The sequence below is a fragment of the Frigoribacterium sp. ACAM 257 genome (assembly GCF_007954365.1).
Taxonomy (GTDB): Bacteria; Actinomycetota; Actinomycetes; order Actinomycetales; family Microbacteriaceae; genus Frigoribacterium.
The window spans coordinates 378,809-395,812 of the sequence record NZ_VOLO01000003.1 but is presented as its reverse complement, the minus strand read 5'-3'; the positions used below and the strand labels follow the sequence as shown (position 1 = coordinate 395,812).

The window sequence follows — 17,004 nt, the reverse complement described above, 5'->3', positions numbered from 1 at the left end:
ACGAAGGAGGGGCGGTGCCGGTCTCGACCGGCACCGCCCCTCCTTCACGTCAGATGACTCAGAACCAGAGAGCGAGCTCGCGCGCGGCGCTCTCGGGGCTGTCGCTGCCGTGCACCAGGTTCTGCTGGACGGCGAGGCCCCAGTCACGGCCGAGGTCGCCGCGGATGGTGCCGGGGGCCGCGGTGGTCGGGTCGGTCGTGCCGGCCAGCGAGCGGAAGCCGGGGACCACGCCGTTGCCCGCGACGCGGATCGCGACGGTGGGGCCGCTCTGCATGAACTCGACGAGCGGCTCGTAGAACGGCTTGCCGACGTGCTCCTCGTAGTGCTGCGCGAGCAGGTCGCGGTCAGCCTGGACGAGGCGCAGGTCGACGAGCGAGTAGCCCTTCGCCTCGATGCGGCGGAGGATCTCGCCGGTCAGGCCGCGGGCGACTCCGTCGGGCTTGACGAGGACGAGGGTCTCTTGGAGGTCGGTCACTGGTGCTCCTTCGTGTGGGGCGGGTGGTGGTGGGGAGGAGTTCGGGTGGCTGGTGGTCAGGCTGGCCACGGCAGGGCCGTCCGTCAGGGCTGCGGGCCGAAGCGCGCCGCGTTCATGCGGTCGAGCTGGGTGCCCTTGACGAGGCAGTAGGTCCAGATCGCGATGAAGAGGGCCGCGACGACGTACATGACGGGATCGAGCAGTCCGCAGGCGACGAGCCCGAGCTGGACCAGCCAGCCGAGCGCGATCCCCCACCGCCAGCGCAGCGTGCGCGACACGAGGAGGACCAGGACGATGGCGCCGAGGCCGCCGCCGAAGGCGACGCCCGTGGGCAGGAGGCCACGACCGTTGACGACCAGCATGACGAAGAACAGCGACATGGCCTCGAGCACGAGCACGATCGAGAGCAGGCTCTCGGCGGCGCCGCGTCGACGTGCCCGCCGCGTCGGCCGGGCAGGACCGGCCGGCCCCTCAGGAGGCGGTGCCTCCGTCACGAGAGCCCGCCCTCGGACTGCGAGAGCGTCAGCACGTCGCCGACCAGGGTGATCGACCCCGTCACGACGACGCCGCCGGGCTCGTCGCCCTCGGCCTCGTCGGCGAGGTCGCGCGCCGTGCGGAGCGCCGAGACGAGATCCGTCTCCACGACGACCCGACCCGGGCCGACGACGCCCACGGCGACGGCCGCGAGCTCGTCGGCGTCGACGGAGCGGTCGGAGCCGCTCTGCGTGACGACGAACTGGTCGACCGTGCCGGCGAGTGCCCGCACGATGCCGGCGGCGTCCTTGTCGGCGAGGACCGAGATCACCGCGACGACGCGCCCGAACTGGAAGTAGTCGTCGACGGCCTTCGCCAGGGCGCGGGCGCCGTGCGGGTTGTGCGCCGCGTCGACGAGGATCGTCGGCTCGTTCGCCACGATCTGCAGCCGCCCCGGCGAGGTGGCCGCGGCGAGCCCCTCGGCGAGCACGTCGTGGTCGAGCGCCTGGCTGCCGCTGCCGAGGAACGACTCGACGGCGGCCACGGCGACGGCTGCGTTCTGCGCCTGGTGGTCGCCGAAGAGCGGCAGGAGCAGGTCCTCGTAGCGGCCGGCCACGCCGCGGATCGTGACGACCTGGCCGCCCACCGCCACCGTCGTCGACTCGACGCCGAAGGCGACGCCCTCGACGGCGAGCGAGGACTCCGTGAGCTCGGCCGCGCGCTGCAGCTCGGCCAGCGCCTCCGGCAGCTGGGCAGCGCTGACGACGGAGGCCGCCGGCTTCACGATGCCCGCCTTTGTCCGGGCGATGGCCTCGACGGTGGAGCCCAGCCGGGCCTGGTGGTCGAGCGCGATCGGCGTGAAGACGGCGACCTGGCCGTCGGCCACGTTCGTGCTGTCCCACTCGCCGCCCATGCCGACCTCGAGCACCACGACGTCGGCCGGGGCGTCCGCGAAGCACGCGAAGGCGAGCGCGGTCAGCGCCTCGAAGAACGTGAGCGTCGGCTCGCCCGCCGCCTCGAGCTCGGTGTCGACCATCGTCAGGTAGGGCTGGATGTCGTCCCAGTTGGCGACGAGACGCTCGTCGCTGATCGGCTCGCCGTCGACGACGATGCGCTCGTTGAGGCGCACCAGGTGCGGGCTCGTCATGAGGCCCGTCCGCAACCCGTGCGCGCGCAGGACGCTCTCGATCATGCGGCTCGTCGACGTCTTGCCGTTGGTGCCCGTGATGTGGATCACGGGGTAGGCGCGCTGCGGGTCGCCGAGCAGCTCGACAGCCCGGCGGGTGGCCGACAGGCGAGGCTCGGGGGCGGACTCCCCCACGCGGGCCAGCAGCTCGTCGTGCACCCGGGTCGCCTCGGCGGCGAACTCGCCGTCGCCCTGGCCCGCGCCGTCGTCCTTCTTGCTCTTCTTCGGGCTCACGCTCGTCGCACCTCCACCGTCACGGCCGAGCCGGAGCCGACCGCGACCTTCCCGTCGCGTCCCGCGACGTCGTCCTGCACGTCGACGACCAGCTCGGTCGTCAGGGTCTCGGCCTGCACCATGTCGCGGTGCGTCGCGAGCGCCGCGGCCGCGGCCGCGTCGGTCGCCACCGTCGTCACGACCCGGTCGGAGACGTCGAGGCCCGCGGCCTTGCGTGCCTGCTGCACGGCCCGGACGACGTCGCGGGCAAGGCCCTCGGCCTCGAGCTCGGGCGTCGTGGCGGTGTCGAGCAGCACGAAGCCGCCGTCGCCGACGAAGGCGATCGCGGCCGACGGGTCGTCCACGGCGAGCTCGAGGGTGAACTCGCCCGGCAGCAGCTCGACGCCGCCGACGACGACGTTCTCGCCGGCCGGGGCCCAGTCGCCCTTCTTCGCGGCCGGGATGACCTGCTGCACCTGCTTGCCGATGCGGGGACCGGCGGCGCGGGCGTTGACGGTGAGCTTGCGGGTGACGCCCCACTCGCCGAGGCTCTCCTCCGTCAGGGGCGTGAACGCCACCTCCTTGACGTTCAGCTCGTCCCGCAGGATCGAGCCGAACGGCTCGAGGCCGGCCGGATCGGGCGCGACGACGGTGAGGCGCGCGAGCGGCAGGCGCACGCGCAGGCCGGTCGCCTTGCGGAGCGCCAGGCCCGACGACGCGATCGCGCGGACGGCGTCCATCGAGGCGACGAGGGCGTCGTCCTCGGGGAACGCCGAGGCGTCGGGCCAGTCGGTGAGGTGCACGCTGCGGCCGCCGGTGAGGCCCTTCCAGATCTCTTCCGTCACGAGGGGCGCGAGGGGCGCGGCCACCCGCGTGACCGTCTCGAGGACGGTGAACAGCGTGTCGAAGGCGTCGCGGTCGTCGCCCGACCAGAAGCGGTCGCGCGACCGGCGCACGTACCAGTTGGTGAGCACGTCGGCGAAGTCGCGCAGGGCACCGGCCGCGAGCGGCGAGTCGAGCGCGTCGAGGTGCCGCTGGACGTCGGTGACGAGGAGGCGCGTCTTCGCCAGCAGGTACCGGTCCAGCACGTCGGTCGAGTCGGTGCGCCAGGTCGCGACGAGGCCGTCCGCGACGTGTCGGCCCTCGCCCCCGGTGCTGCCTCCGTCGGCGGCGTTCGCGTACAGGGTGAAGAAGTAGTACGTGCTCCACAGCGGCAGCAGGAACTGCCGGACGCCCTCGCGGATGCCCTCCTCGGTGACGACGAGGTTGCCGCCGCGGATGACCGAGCTCGACATCAGGAACCAGCGCATCGCGTCGGCGCCGTCGCGGTCGAAGACCTCCGAGACGTCGGGGTAGTTGCGGAGGCTCTTCGACATCTTCTGGCCGTCGGAGCCCAGCACGATGCCGTGGCTGATCACGTTCGAGAACGCGGGCCGGTCGAACAGCGCCGTCGAGAGCGCGTGCATGACGTAGAACCAGCCGCGTGTCTGCCCGATGTACTCGACGATGAAGTCGGCGGGGGCGTGGGTCTCGAACCACTCCTCGTTCTCGAACGGGTAGTGCACCTGCGCGAACGGCATCGAGCCCGAGTCGAACCAGACGTCGAAGACGTCCTCGATGCGGCGCATCGTGCTGTGCCCGGTCGGGTCGTCGGGGTTCGGCCGGGTCAGGTCGTCGATGTACGGGCGGTGCAGGTCGGGCTCGCCCTGCTCGTTCGTCGGGAGGCGGCCGAAGTCGGCCTCGAGCTCGGCCAGCGAGCCGTAGACGTCGGTCCGCGGGTAGGTCGGGTCGTCGCTGCGCCAGACGGGGATCGGCGAGCCCCAGTAGCGGTTGCGCGAGATCGACCAGTCGCGGGCGCCCGCGACCCACTTGCCGAACTGGCCGTCCTTCACGTTCTCGGGCACCCACGTGACCTGCTGGTTGAGGTCGCCCATCCGGTCGCGCACGTCGGTGACGCGGACGAACCAGCTCGAGACGGCCTTGTAGATCAGCGGGTTGCGGCAGCGCCAGCAGTGCGGGTAGCTGTGCTCGTAGCTCGCGAGCCGCACGAGGCGGCCGTCGGCGCGGAGGCGCTGCACGAGCACCTTGTTGGCCTCGAACACCTGCAGCCCGGCGACGCCGAGCTCGTCGAACATCGGAAGGAACTTGCCGGCCTCGTCGACCGAGACGATGACGGGGATGCCCGCGGCGGCGCAGACGAGCTGGTCGTCCTCGCCGTAGGCCGGCGCCTGGTGCACGATGCCGGTGCCCTCGCCGGTCGCGACGTAGTCGGCGACCAGCAGGCGCCAGGCGTTCTCGGTGCCCCACGCCTCCGTGTCGGCGTAGACGTCCCAGATGCGGTCGTACTCGACGCCTTCCAGCTCGGCGCCGGCGAAGGTCGCGGTGACGGCGGTCTGAGCCGCCTCGGGCGACTCGTAGCCCAGGTCTCTCGCGTAGGCGGCGAGGGTGTCGGCGGCGAGCAGGAACACGCTGCCCGTCAGCAGCTGCTGGTCGCCGGTCCGCTCGCCGGGCAGCAGGGCGTGCGGCACCGTCACGTACGAGATGTCGGGGCCCACGGCGAGCGCCATGTTCGTCGGCAGCGTCCACGGCGTGGTCGTCCAGGCGAGCGCCTCGACGCCGGTCAGCCCGAGGGACTCGGCCTTGGCCCCCACGAGCGGGAACGCGACGGTGACCGTCTGGTCCTGGCGCATCTTGTAGACGTCGTCGTCCATGCGGAGCTCGTGGTTCGACAGCGGCGTCTGGTCGTGCCAGCAGTAGGGCAGCACCCGGAAGCCCTCGTAGGCCAGCTGCTTGTCCCACAGCTGCTTGAAGGCCCAGAGGACGCTCTCCATGTAGCTGACGTCGAGGGTCTTGTAGTCGTCGTCGAAGTCGACCCAGCGGGCCTGGCGGGTGACGTAGCCCTGCCACTCGTCGGTGTACTGCAGCACCGAGCTGCGGGCCGCGGCGTTGAACGCGCCGATGCCCATCTCGTCGATCTGGTGCTTCTCGGTGATGCCGAGCTGGCGCATGGCCTCGAGCTCGGCGGGCAGCCCGTGGGTGTCCCAGCCGAACCGGCGGTGCACCTGCTTGCCCCGCATGGTCTGGTACCGCGGGAACACGTCCTTGGCGTAGCCGGTGAGGAGGTGGCCGTAGTGCGGCAGGCCGTTGGCGAAGGGCGGGCCGTCGTAGAAGACCCACTCGTCGCGGCCCTCGCGGGCTCGGATCGACTCCTGGAACGTGTCGTCGCGTCGCCAGAAGGCGAGCACGCCCTGCTCGACGTCGGGGAACCGGGGCGATGCGGGTACCGGCTTGTAGGCCATGGGGGCTCCAGGTGCTGCGGATGTCCGTCCGCGAGGACGCCTGCCGAGGGTTCTCGGTCGGCGCGGTACCACCTCGCTTGCCGCCCCTGACGGGACGACCTCTCTGCTGCGGCTGTGACGGGCCTGCCCCGCTCGGGTCTAGTGACGCCTCCTGCCCCGGTGTCGGGACGATCGACGGGTTCTGCCGAGTGCTCCCCGGTGATGGCCGGATCAGTGCTCGTCCATCATACGAGCCGAGGAGGCGGGGCGCGATCAGGTGCAGGCAGTGCAGAATCAGCAGCATGACACCAGAGCCCTCCCCGGCGTCGCCCGCGGCGACCCAGTCGCCCACCGAGTCCGGCGCCGGGTCCGCGCCGAAGCCCGAGAGCACGACGACGGTGATCGTGGCGTTCCTCGCGAACCTGCTGATCGCCGTCGCCAAGACCGTCGCGGCGTTCCTCACCGGCTCCGCGTCGATGGTGGCCGAGTCGGCGCACTCCTGGGCCGACACGGGCAACGAGATCTTCCTCTTCATCGCCGACAAGCGCGGCGTGAAGAAGAGGGACGACGACCACCCGCTCGGCTACGGCAAGGAGACCTACGTCTGGTCGATGTTCGCGGCGTTCGGACTCTTCACCGTCGGCGCCGTGGTGTCGATCCAGCACGGCATCTCCCAGCTCGGCGCGGCCGAGGAGGCCGAGGACTACCTGGTGAACTACATCGTGCTCGGGGTGGCCTTCCTGCTCGAGGGCACGTCGTTCCTCCAGGCCCTCCGCCAGGCCCGCGGCAGCGCCCGGGCCGGTCAGGTGCCCACCCTGCGCTTCGTGCTCCGCAGCTCGAACTCGACGCTGCGTGCCGTCTTCGCCGAGGACGCGGCGGCCCTGGTCGGCCTGCTCATCGCGTTCCTCGGGATCTTCCTGCACCAGGTCACCGGCTCGGCCGTCTTCGACGCGGTCGGCTCGATCCTCGTCGGCGTCCTGCTCGGGGTCGTCGCCCTCGTGCTCGTCGACCGCAACCGCCGGTTCCTGGTCGGCGAGAGCCCGAGCGACGAGCTCGAGACGACGGTGCTCGAGCGTCTGCTCGCCCGGCCCGAGATCGCCCGCGTCACCTACCTGCACACCGAGTTCGTCGGCCCGAGCCGTCTCTACCTCGTCGCCGCGGTCGACATGACGGGCGACGAGACCGAGGAGCACGTCGCCGTCGCCCTCCGCCGCGTCGAGCGCGAGCTGGAGGAGCACGACGTCGTCGAGGAGGCGGTGCTCACCCTCTCGACGCCCGACGAGCCGAGCCTGCAGCCGCGTCGCTGACCTGCCTCCCCGCACGAAGGGCCCGCCTTCCCGGAGGAGACGGGCCCTTCGTCGTGGGCGCGTCAGACGCCGCGGTCGCGGGTCACGCCCGTCGGCGGCGTCGGCCGATCAGCGTCGCGACGGAGCCGAGCGCGAGCAGGGCGAGCCCGGCGAGTGCCGCGTCCCCGCCGTGGTCCGCACCGGTGTAGGCCAGCGCGCTCGGCGCGGGGGGCCGCACCGCGGACGGGACGAGCGACGTGCCGCTCGCTGCGGGGACGTTCGTCGGGGCCGCGCCAGGCGCCCGAACCGTGAACTCGACCACTGGCGCCTCGGCCGAGAACACCGGCGCCGAGAACCTCGGGTCGTACTGGACGGCCGTGAAGAAGTAGGTGCCCGGGAGGTTCATCCCGGAGATCTGCCATCGACCGGACTCGTCGACCACGATCGGGTAGTCGTACGGGAGGATCTCGCCGGCCGCGTTGCGGGCCCGGAAGTCCTCCAGCTCAGCTGCGGTGCCCACGAAGGGCAGCAGGATCGCCCCGGGGACGCCCGTGCCCTCCGCGGTGACGGTGACGTAGCCGTCGGTCTCCGGGGCGAGCGTGTCGAAGACCGCACCGGAGACCGGCGACGTCACGACCGGCGCGGGCAGGGTAGCCGCCTCCACGACCGTGAACTCCTCGCCGACGACGCTCGGGGACGACTGGCTCACGTAGCCGTTCCTGCCGTCGACGTAGTCCTGCAGCGCGGCGACACGGTAGGTGCCTGCGGGCGCGGGGACGGTCGTGGCCCAGGAGCCGTCCGGCCCGACGAGCAGGCCGCCGTCGTACTCGAGCACCTCCGTGCCGTCCAGGAGGAACCGGACGACGGCGCCGGGCGTGCCCGTGCCGGAGACGGGCACGCGAGCAGCGGGACGATCATGGGGAGACGGCGCACCCGGGACGGCGGCGTACACCGCACCGGCGGCCGGGCCGGCCAGCGTCGGGGCAGGAGCAGTCTGCGCCGAGAGCCTCACAGTCCGGTCGGGAGTCGGAGCGGACCTGTCGCTGACGGGCACGCCGTCCACGTCGACGAGCTGCTGGGTGGCGGCGAACGACCAGTCGCCGCTCTCGAGGACGACTGCGACGGACCAGGTGCCGTCGTCGCCGACCGTCGTGCTGACGGGCGCCTGCGTCGCTCCGTCGCGCTCACCGCGCCGGAAGGTCACCTCGACGACGGCCCCGGCGACTGCCGTGCCCCCGACGGCCACGGGCACGCGGGTGCCGACGGCGCCGCCCGCCGTGTCGACCGAGATGAAGTCGTCCGCGGGCGTCTGGATGGTCGGGCTCGCCGGGGCGGGCTCCACGGCCGCCGCCGCGGCCGTGTCCGTCGGCTCCGCCTCCGCGGGCTCGACCGCCTCGGCGCCGACGGGCGGGGCGCTCGGCACAGGAGCGTCGGTGATCGGCCCGGTCGACTCCGCGGGCACCTCCGGTCCGGGCGCGCCCTCGGTCGGGGACTCCTCCTCGGTCACGGGCTGCACCGGTGCCGCGGACGGCGCAGGCGACTCGGTCACCGGCGCGGCGGACGCCTGCTCGGCCGTGGTCGGCACCTCGGCGGCGGCCGCCCCCGCGGCCGCCGTGAACCCTCCCGCCGTCAGCGTGACGGCGGTCGCGAAGGCCAGCAGGGCCCTCATGTCGTTCTTCATGTCGTGGTCTCTCGTCGTGGGTCGGCGACGGGCCGCCCCGCCCCGACCCACCCCCGAGCGAACGACCGGAGAGACTCGTTCTCCCTTTCTCGGACCATAGGCGGCGCGGCTGCCCCCCGGAGGCGTCGTGACCCACTCGTGACGGAATGTCATCCTCTCGTCGGACAGACCGTCATCCTCCCGGCGCGCGCTCGCCCGCTCAGCCCCGCGTCCGCGCGCGTGCGCGGAGCGGACAACGTCCGGCGCCTTCGTAGGGAGCGCCTGTATCTTCGGAGGGTGCGCTCCGTGATCCGACTGGCCAAGGCCAACCCCTCCGCCCTCCGCTTCCTCGTGGTCGGCGGCATCGGCTTCGTGATCACGATGGCCATCAACTACGGGCTGAAGCTCTTCGTCATCCCCCAGCACCCGGTGACCGCGCTCTCGCTCGGCATCATCGTGGCGACCATCGTGTCGTACTGGATGAACAAGAAGTGGTCGTTCGACGATCGGGGCGACCGCCACACCGGCCAGGAGATGCTGCTCTTCGTCATCGTCAGCGTCATCGGCGTGGCGATCAACTCGGCTCCCCTGTACCTGTCGCGATACGGCCTGGGCTTCGAGGTGCCGCGGGTGTCGCGCACGGCGCAGGAGGTCGCGGACTTCGTCAGCGGCCCGGTGATCGGCACGATGCTCGCCATGGTCTTCCGCTACTGGGCCATGAACAAGTGGGTCTTCCCGAAGCGCGCCCAGCTCGACGACGTGCTGTCCCCGGTCTCGCCCTCGACCGCGTCCACCCCGACCCCCACGGCCTAGCCGCCGGCGAGGTGGCCGGCGCCCGCGAGGCCGTCGGCCACGAGGCCGTCGGTAACCGGGGCCAAGGCCTCCGCCACCTCCTGGTCGAGGGGCCGCCTGCGGACGCCGGCCCGTGCCCACGTGACGACGGCCGTGGCCGCCGCCGCCAGCAGTGCCGACGCGGCGACCTCGGCCCCGGCCTCCCCGCGAGGCGCGCCGGCGGCCTCGCAGAGGAACGACGCGACCGTCGCGCGGATCCGGACGAGGCGCACGGCCGCCGACGCCACGAGGTCGTCTCCGAGGCCCATCGCGTCCGACTGGGTGAGCGCCCACGGCACACGGTCGGCGGGGTGCTCGGCCGCCAGCTGCACCAGCGCCGCCTCGACCCTCCGCACGGGTGACGTGCCCGAGGAGGCGCGGAGGGCCTCCCCGAGGCCCAGAGCGGTCGCATCCAGGTCGAGCCAGAACATGTCCGCCTTCGACTCGAAGTAGTTGAAGAACGTGCCGCGGCTCACCCCGGCCCGCTGGGCGATCTGGTCGACCGTCGTGCGCGACCAGCCCTGCTCGAGGAACAGCTCGGCCGCGGCGTCGGCCAGGACGTCGGCCGACGACCGACGAGGCCGCCCCGAGGGCCGGGCGCTGCGGGACGTCGTCTCGTCTGACATGGGGTCAATCATGCCGCTATACTCGTCCACGACCTTGTTGCACTCAGTTCAACAAGCGTCCCCACCCCGCCGCACACCTCCGGAGCCCCATGCGCACGTGCTCACTCCCCCTGCTCGCCCTCGCCTCGGCCAGCGCCCTGCTGCTCGCGGGCTGCGCCTCCGGCGGGGACTCCGCCGACGACGGGACCCCGCGAGAGGGCGGCACGCTGACCTACGCCACCGGCGACGCCGAGCCCACCTGCCTCGACCCGCACGTCGGCGGCAACTACCCGCAGGCGCTCGTCTCGACGCAGTACCTCGAGTCGCTCGTGTCCAAGGACTCGGAGGGCGAGATCGTGCCCTGGCTCGCCGACTCGTGGCAGGAGTCCGGCGACGGCCTCAGCTGGACCTTCACCCTGCGCGACGGCGTCTCGTTCACCGACGGCACGCCCTTCGACGCGGCCGCCGTCGCCGCGAACGTCGCGCACCTGCAGGACCCGGAGACGCTCTCGTCGACCGGCTACCTCGCCCTGCAGAAGGTCACCGGCGTCGAGGCGGTCGACGCGCAGACCGCCCGCTTCGACCTGAGCGAGCCCGACAGCGCGCTGCTCGAGTCGCTGACACAGCCCTGGCTCGCCATGGAGTCGCCGGAGGCGCTCGAGCGCCCCCAGGAGGCGAACTGCGAGTCACCGGTCGGCACGGGCCCCTTCGTGGTCGAGTCCTGGACCAAGCAGGACCGCGTGGTGCTGAGCCGCAACGACGACTACTCGTCGCCGCCTGCCGACGCCGAGCACGACGGCCCTGCCCACCTGGAGGAGGTCGTCTGGCGGTTCATCCCCGACTCGGCCGCCCGCTACGCCGCCCTCCAGGCCGGCCAGGTCGACGTGATCGACAACGTCCAGCCCGACACCCTGGTCGCGGCCGAGAAGGACGACTCGCTCGACGAGATCGACGCCCCGCGCCCCGGCGCCGCGAACCGCATCGAGCTGAACTCGGGCAAGGCGCCCTTCGACGACGAGCGCGTGCGGCAGGCGTTCATCACCGGGGTCGACGTGAACGACGGCATCGACTCGCTCTTCTTCGGCACGGCAGACCGGTCGTACTCGGCCCTGTCGAGCGTCGAGCCCCTGGCGTACTCCGACGAGTCGCTGTTCGACGTGGACCCTGACGCCGCCGGCGACCTGCTCGACGAGTCCGGCTGGACGGGGCGCGACTCCGACGGCTACCGCACCAAGGGCGGCGAGCGCCTCTCCCTCGAGTTCCCCGTGAGCACGAACCAGTCGATCCCCGCCGAGCAGTCGCTCTTCGAGCAGATCCAGGCAGGCGCGAAGCAGCTGGGCATCGAGGTCGTGTTGTCTCCCCTCGACCTGTCGAGCTGGTACGGCGCCCTCGCCGAGAACGACTACGACCTGGTCAGCGCTCCGTACACGAAGGTCGGACCTGACGTGCTGCGGATCCTCTACGACACGGCCGGCATCACGCCTGCGCCGAGCGGCTACTTCGCCAACCTGGCGCAGCTGAGCGATCCTGCCCTCGACCAGCTGCTGACCGACGCCGCGCAGACGAGCGACCCCGACGAGCGGGCCGACCTCTACCAGCAGGCACAGGAGATCGTCCTCGAGAGCTACACGGTGCTGCCGCTCTACGACCAGCAGAACCACTACCTCGTCCGCTCGTCGGTGACCGGCGTCCGCGCCCTGCCGCCGGTCTCGGCCGTCACCCTGTATGACGCTTCCCGTACCGACTGAGCGGGGCCGCGACGCCGCGGCGGGCCGCGCCTCCTCGGCACCGCCCTCGACGGACGACGCCTCGGCGTCCCGTGCCGACGCCGTCGCGACGGCCGGGCGCAGGAGGCGCGGGCGGGCGGCAGCGGCGGCCCGGTGGCTGGCCGGTCGCGTCGTCGGCGGCCTGGTGGTGCTCTGGGCGGTCGCGACGATGGTCTTCTTCGCGATCCGGCTGGTGCCGGGCGATCCTGCCGAGGCGATCCTCGGGGGGCCGGGGTCGCAGGCGTCGGCCGAGGCGCTGGCGCTGGTGCGCGAGCAGTACGGGCTGGACGACCCCCTCCTCCTGCAGTACCTGGCCCAGCTCGGCCGCCTGGCGACGGGCGACCTCGGCACGTCGTACTCACTGCGGACCGACGTCGGCGCGCTGCTGCTCGACCAGCTGCCCGGGACGATCGTGCTGGCCGCGTGCGCGCTCGTGGTCGCCTGGCTGATCGCGCTCGGGACCGCGTGGTGGGCCACGCTCGGCGGTCGGGTCGCTGCCGGGGTCTCGTCCGGCCTCGAGGTGGTGGCCGCGGCGGTGCCGCACTTCTGGCTCGGCAGCGTGCTCGTGCTGGTGCTCAGCACGCAGCTCGGCCTGCTGCCTCCGGTGAGCACGGGCACGCCGATCGGCCTCGTGCTGCCGGTGGTGACCCTGGCCGTGCCGGTCGCCGGGTTCCTCGGCCAGGTGACCAGGGACTCCCTGCTGGACGCCGCGTCGTCGCCGTTCTCCCTCTCCGCCCGCGCCCGGGGAGAGTCGACCTCCGGGCTCTTCGGGCGGCACCTCCTGCGGCACGCCGCCCTGCCCGGCCTGGCGCTGTCCGGCTGGGCCTTCGGGTCGTTGCTCAGCGGAGCCGTCGTCGTCGAGTCGGTCTTCGCCCGGCCGGGCCTCGGCCGCACCCTGCTCGGCGCCGTCACGCTGCGCGACATCCCCCTCGTCACCGGTGTCGCCCTCGTCTCCGCCCTGTCGTACGTCGTCGTGGTGGCGCTCGGCGACCTGGCGGAGCGGCTCGTCGACCCTCGGGTGCGCGCGTCGTGAGCGTCGCGTCGAGCACCCGGGCGCCTCGTGACCGGCCCCGCAGCGGGCCTCCTCGCACTCGCCTGCGCGCCCCCGAGGTCGTCGCCGCTGCAGCCCTCGCGCTCGTCGTCGTGGCGGCGGTCGCCCCGGGGCTGCTCGCCCCCGCCGACCCCCTCGCCGTCTCGCCGACCGACGCCTTCACGGCGCCGTCCCTCGCGCACCCCTTCGGCACGGACGAGTCCGGCCGCGGCATCTGGACGCGCATGGTGCACGGCGCCGGCGCCAGCCTGTCCATCGGCGTCGCCGCCACGGTCGTCGGCACCGGCCTCGGCGTCCTGCTGGGCGTGGCCGCGGGCTTCGGGGGCGGGCGCCTGCCCGGGCGCGTGGCGGACGTGGCGGTCTCGCGCCTCCTCGAGGTCATGTTCGCGCTGCCGGGCCTGTTGCTGGCCCTCGTCGTCATCGCGTTCACGGGGCCGGGCGCCCTGCCCGCGACCGTCGCGGTCGGACTGGCGACGGCGCCGGGCTACGCGCGCATCGTGCGCAGCCAGGTCGTGCGCGTCCGTCGCTCGGCGATGGTCGAGGCTGCCGTCGTGCTGGGCCGCCGTCCGGGCGTGGTGCTCTGGCGACACGTCCTGCCGAACGCGCTCGCACCCGTCGTCGTGCTCGCGACGCTGGGCCTCGGCCAGGCGGTCGTCTGGGCGTCGTCGCTCAGCTACCTCGGGCTCGGGGCGCCGCCTCCTGCACCGGAGTGGGGCGCGATGCTCTCGGCCGGCCGCCTCTACGTGACGAGCGCGTGGTGGATGACGGTGTTCCCCGGGCTCGCCGTCGTGCTGACCGCGGCGTCGGCGACGGTGCTCGGCCGCGGGCTCGCACGCCGCGGCGGAGGAGCCTCGTGACCGCCGCCGCGCCCCTGCTCGTCGTCGACGGCCTCCGGGTCTCGTTCGGCGCCGGTCCCGTCGTCGACGACGTCTCGTTCACCCTCGGCGCAGGCGAGTGCCTCGCGATCGTGGGCGAGTCCGGCTCGGGCAAGAGCGTCACGGCACGAGCGCTGCTCGGGCTCACCGGCGGGACGGTCGCCTCCCGCCGGCTGACGCTCGGCGACACCGACCTGGCCGGCCTCGGCGAGCGCTCCTGGCGTCGGGTGCGCGGCGCCCGTGTGGGGCTCGTCCTGCAGGACGCCCTCGTCTCGCTCGACCCGCTCCGCCCGATCGGCCGCGAGATCGACGACGCGCTCCGGCTGCACACCCGGCTGACGCCCCGACAGCGGCGGGAACGAGCCCTGGAGGTGCTGGCCGAGGTGGGCATGCCCGAGCCGGAGGCGCGGCTCGGCTCCCGCTCGGGCGAGCTGTCGGGCGGACTGCGACAGCGGGCGCTGATCGCCGCCGCCCTCGCCGTGCGTCCCGAGCTGATCGTCGCCGACGAGCCCACCACCGCGCTCGACGCCGAGGTGCAACGCGTCGTCGTCGACCGGCTGCGCGCGCTGCGGGACGGCGGCACCGCCGTGCTGATGATCAGCCACGACCTCGGCGTCGTGCGCCGTCTGGCCGACCGCGTCGTCGTGATGAGCGCCGGCGAGGTCGTCGAGACCGGGCCGACGGCCGAGGTGCTCGACTCGCCCCGACACGAGTACACGCGCATGCTGGTCGCCGCCCTGCCCGGCGGGGCACCGCGCGGGGCGCGGCTGTCCGCGCCGGCGCCCGCCCCCGCGCAGGCGCCTGCCCCCGCCCCCGCGCAGGCCGATGCGGCGCAGCACGCCGCGAAACCGGTCGTGCTCGCCGCGACGGGCCTCCGCCGCGTGTTCCCGGCGAGGGGCGCCGCCTCCGACCGGGTGGCCGTCGACGGCGTCTCCCTCGAGCTGCGCGCGGGCGAGACCCTCGGCCTGGTGGGCGCCTCCGGGAGCGGCAAGACGACGACCGCGCGCCTCCTGCTCGGGCTCGACGCCCCGGACGCCGGCACGGTCGAGCTCCTCGACGAGCCGTGGGCTCCGTTGCGCGAGCGGGAGCGCCGTGCTCGGCGGCCCCTGCTCGGCGCGATCTACCAGGACCCGGCGAGCTCGTTCGACCCCCGGCTGCCCGTCGGTCGCCTCCTCGCCGACGCTCTCACGGCGGGCGGGCGCACGCGGGTCGGCAGCGGCGCCCTCCGACGCGACGTGCTCGAGCTGCTCGGCCGTGTCGGGCTCGCGGCCGACCTGGCCGACCGGGGCACCGCATCCTTGTCGGGCGGGCAGCGGCAGCGCGTGGCGATCGCGCGCGCCCTGGCGCCGCGCCCGCGGGTGATCGTCTGCGACGAGCCGGTGTCGGCCCTGGACGTCTCGGTGCAGGCGCAGGTGCTCGACCTGCTCGACGACCTGCAGCGCGAGGAGGGCCTCGCCTACCTGTTCATCTCGCACGACCTCGACGTCGTCGGGCACATGGCCGATCGCGTCGCCGTGATGCAGCACGGACGGGTCGTCGAGCAGGGCCCGACGACCGAGGTGTTCGCCGCCCCGCGGCACGAGCACACGCGCGCCCTGCTCGCGGCGCGTCCCTAGCGCCTACCCGCCGCGCTGACCCGTGCCCACGGCGTGCCCCGCGCGGGGCGTCTGCACCCTCGAGAACCGCGGAGACCCCCCGGCGCGCACGCGGGTTCGCGCGGGTCCGAGGGGTCTCGACGGGAGGTGCCGTGCGCTAGGCCTCGTCGTCGGCCGGCGGACGCACGATCTGGATCGGCCCGGACTCCGCGAACGCGAGCGCCCAGTCCGACTTCGACACGTCGCTCGACTCGTCCGAGTACGCGGCGATCAGCTCCTGGGCCTCGGCGTCGGTCGCGACGGACGGGCCCGAGCCCAGCAGAGGCTCGTTGGCGGTCTCCTTGGTGAACGAGACGGCGACGAGGCCGATCACCGCGGCGGCCATCAGGTAGAACGCGGGGATGTCGTGGGCCCAGCCGAAGCCGCGGCCCTCCGCCCAGACGACCAGCGCCTCCGTGGCGAGGGGGGTGGTCCCGCCGAAGAGCGACACCGACACGTTGAACGCGATCGCGAGGGCGCCGTAGCGGATGATCGTCGGGAACAGCGCGGGCAGCGTCGAGGGCATCGTCGACGTGAAGGTGACCAGCACGAGGCCGAGCACGAGCAGGCCCGCGAACGACAGCACGCCGTTGTCGCTCTGCACCATGCGGAGCGCCGGGAACGACAGCACCAGGAACCCGATGCAGCCGGCGAAGAGCACGGGCCGGCGACCGAAGCGGTCGCTGAGCCGCCCGCCGAAGGTGATGACGAGCATCATCAGCACCATCACGACGATGATGAACAGCAGCCCGCTGGTGGCGTCGCGGCCGAGGGTGTTCGTCAGGTAGGTCGGCATGTACGAGAGCAGCATGTAGTCGGTCACGTTGAAGACCAGCACGAGGCCGACGCAGACGATCAGCGCACGCCAGTTCTCGCGGAACAGCTTGAGGAACGGGACCTTCTGGTGCTCGCGCTCCGACGCCTCCGCCTGCTGCTTCTGGAACGCCGGGGTCTCCTCCAGCTTGAGGCGCAGGTAGAGGCCGATCAGGCCGAGCGGGCCGGCGACGATGAACGGGATGCGCCAGCCCCAGCCGAGCAGCGCCTCCTCGCTCAGGCCGAGCTGCAGGGCGGTCACGAGGGAGGCGCCGAGCACGTAGCCGCCGAGGGTGCCGAACTCGAGCCACGAGCCCATGAAGCCGCGGCGCTTGTCGGGCGAGTACTCGGCGATGAAGGTCGCAGCACCGCCGTACTCGCCGCCGGTCGAGAAGCCCTGCAGGAGGCGCGCCAGCAGCAGCAGAATCGGGGCCCAGATGCCGATGGTCGCGTACGACGGGATGAGGCCGATCGCGAGGGTGCCCGCGGCCATGAGGATCATCGTCATCGCGAGCACCTTCTGCCGGCCGATGCGGTCGCCGAGCGGACCGAAGAACGCGCCGCCGATCGGGCGGACCACGAAGGCCGCGGTGAAGGTGCCGAAGGTGAAGAGGATGTTGAGAGCGTCGTTCCCGGGCGGGAAGAAGACCTGCGCGATGGTCGTCGTGATGTACGCGTAGACGCCGAAGTCGAACCACTCCATGGCGTTGCCGAGCGCGGCGGCGCTGACGGCGCGCTTGAGCATCGACTCCTCGACGACGGTGACGTCGTCCGTCGTGAGCTCGCGGCGCGCGGCCTTCGGGCTGTTCTTGCGGGCAGACATGTGTCGGGATACCTCCGGGTGGTCGGACGGAGCG

At 73.1% G+C, this 17,004-nt stretch carries 13 protein-coding genes; 6 read left to right on the top strand and 7 right to left on the bottom strand.

The genetic code is table 11. The features are described from left to right. Positions 1 to 58: 58 nt before the first annotated feature. The 4 genes from ndk to ileS all read right to left on the bottom strand — a co-directional run bounded on the left by ndk (position 59) and on the right by ileS (position 5,647). On the bottom strand, positions 59 to 475 hold the full coding sequence (gene ndk, locus ES689_RS11685) for a nucleoside-diphosphate kinase (RefSeq protein WP_146904530.1): 417 nt from the start codon (positions 473 to 475) through the stop codon (positions 59 to 61). Between the two features lie 83 nt (positions 476 to 558). Beyond that, a complete protein-coding gene (locus ES689_RS11680) occupies positions 559 to 969 on the bottom strand; it encodes a DUF4233 domain-containing protein (protein ID WP_146904527.1) in 411 nt (136 codons plus the stop codon). Next, a complete protein-coding gene (locus ES689_RS11675; RefSeq protein WP_146904524.1) occupies positions 966 to 2,369 on the bottom strand; it encodes a folylpolyglutamate synthase/dihydrofolate synthase family protein in 1,404 nt (467 codons plus the stop codon). The genes ES689_RS11680 and ES689_RS11675 overlap by 4 nt, the downstream gene beginning before the upstream one ends. After that, entirely contained in the window at positions 2,366 to 5,647 is a 3,282-nt protein-coding gene (gene ileS, locus ES689_RS11670; RefSeq protein ID WP_146904521.1) for an isoleucine--tRNA ligase, read from the bottom strand. The genes ES689_RS11675 and ileS overlap by 4 nt, the downstream gene beginning before the upstream one ends. 281 nt (positions 5,648 to 5,928) lie before the next feature. Between ileS and ES689_RS11665 the strand changes: the two genes are divergently transcribed. Further along, the gene (locus ES689_RS11665) at positions 5,929 to 6,933 is read left to right on the top strand and encodes a cation diffusion facilitator family transporter (protein WP_146904518.1); all 1,005 of its coding nucleotides are present in this window, start codon (positions 5,929 to 5,931) and stop codon (positions 6,931 to 6,933) included. Between the two features lie 82 nt (positions 6,934 to 7,015). Here ES689_RS11665 and ES689_RS11660 read toward each other — a convergent pair whose 3' ends face one another. Beyond that, positions 7,016 to 8,593 carry a hypothetical protein gene (locus ES689_RS11660; RefSeq protein WP_146904515.1) on the bottom strand — a complete coding sequence of 526 codons (1,578 nt, stop codon included), beginning with the start codon at positions 8,591 to 8,593 and terminating at the stop codon, positions 7,016 to 7,018. A 285-nt stretch (positions 8,594 to 8,878) separates the two neighbouring features. Here ES689_RS11660 and ES689_RS15650 point away from each other — a divergent pair, with 285 nt between their 5' ends. After that, positions 8,879 to 9,385 carry a GtrA family protein gene (locus tag ES689_RS15650; RefSeq protein WP_223269561.1) on the top strand — a complete coding sequence of 169 codons (507 nt, stop codon included), beginning with the start codon at positions 8,879 to 8,881 and terminating at the stop codon, positions 9,383 to 9,385. Here ES689_RS15650 and ES689_RS11650 read toward each other — a convergent pair. Next, on the bottom strand, positions 9,382 to 10,029 hold the full coding sequence (locus ES689_RS11650; protein ID WP_191330391.1) for a TetR/AcrR family transcriptional regulator: 648 nt from the start codon (positions 10,027 to 10,029) through the stop codon (positions 9,382 to 9,384). The two genes, ES689_RS15650 and ES689_RS11650, sit on opposite strands and share 4 nt — an antisense overlap. A gap of 89 nt (positions 10,030 to 10,118) precedes the next feature. On the opposite strand from ES689_RS11650, the gene ES689_RS11645 reads away from it, so the two are divergent. From ES689_RS11645 to ES689_RS11630, 4 genes are read left to right on the top strand one after another with little or no spacing between them, the layout of a single operon-like run. After that, positions 10,119 to 11,756, top strand: coding sequence for an ABC transporter substrate-binding protein (locus ES689_RS11645; protein ID WP_146904497.1), 1,638 nt, complete (start codon positions 10,119 to 10,121; stop codon positions 11,754 to 11,756). Then, positions 11,734 to 12,807, top strand: a complete 1,074-nt coding sequence (locus ES689_RS11640) for an ABC transporter permease (RefSeq protein WP_146904494.1) — start codon at positions 11,734 to 11,736, stop codon at positions 12,805 to 12,807. Before ES689_RS11645 ends, ES689_RS11640 begins: the two co-directional genes overlap by 23 nt. After that, a complete protein-coding gene (locus ES689_RS11635) occupies positions 12,804 to 13,682 on the top strand; it encodes an ABC transporter permease (protein WP_146904491.1) in 879 nt (292 codons plus the stop codon). The genes ES689_RS11640 and ES689_RS11635 overlap by 4 nt, the downstream gene beginning before the upstream one ends. Beyond that, positions 13,679 to 15,316, top strand: a complete 1,638-nt coding sequence (locus ES689_RS11630) for an ABC transporter ATP-binding protein (RefSeq protein WP_146904488.1) — start codon at positions 13,679 to 13,681, stop codon at positions 15,314 to 15,316. Before ES689_RS11635 ends, ES689_RS11630 begins: the two co-directional genes overlap by 4 nt. Before the next feature lie 136 nt (positions 15,317 to 15,452). Here ES689_RS11630 and proP read toward each other — a convergent pair whose 3' ends face one another. Further along, positions 15,453 to 16,970: a glycine betaine/L-proline transporter ProP gene (gene proP / locus ES689_RS11625; protein ID WP_146904485.1), complete on the bottom strand. Its 1,518-nt coding sequence runs from the start codon at positions 16,968 to 16,970 to the stop codon at positions 15,453 to 15,455. Positions 16,971 to 17,004: the final 34 nt, after the last annotated feature.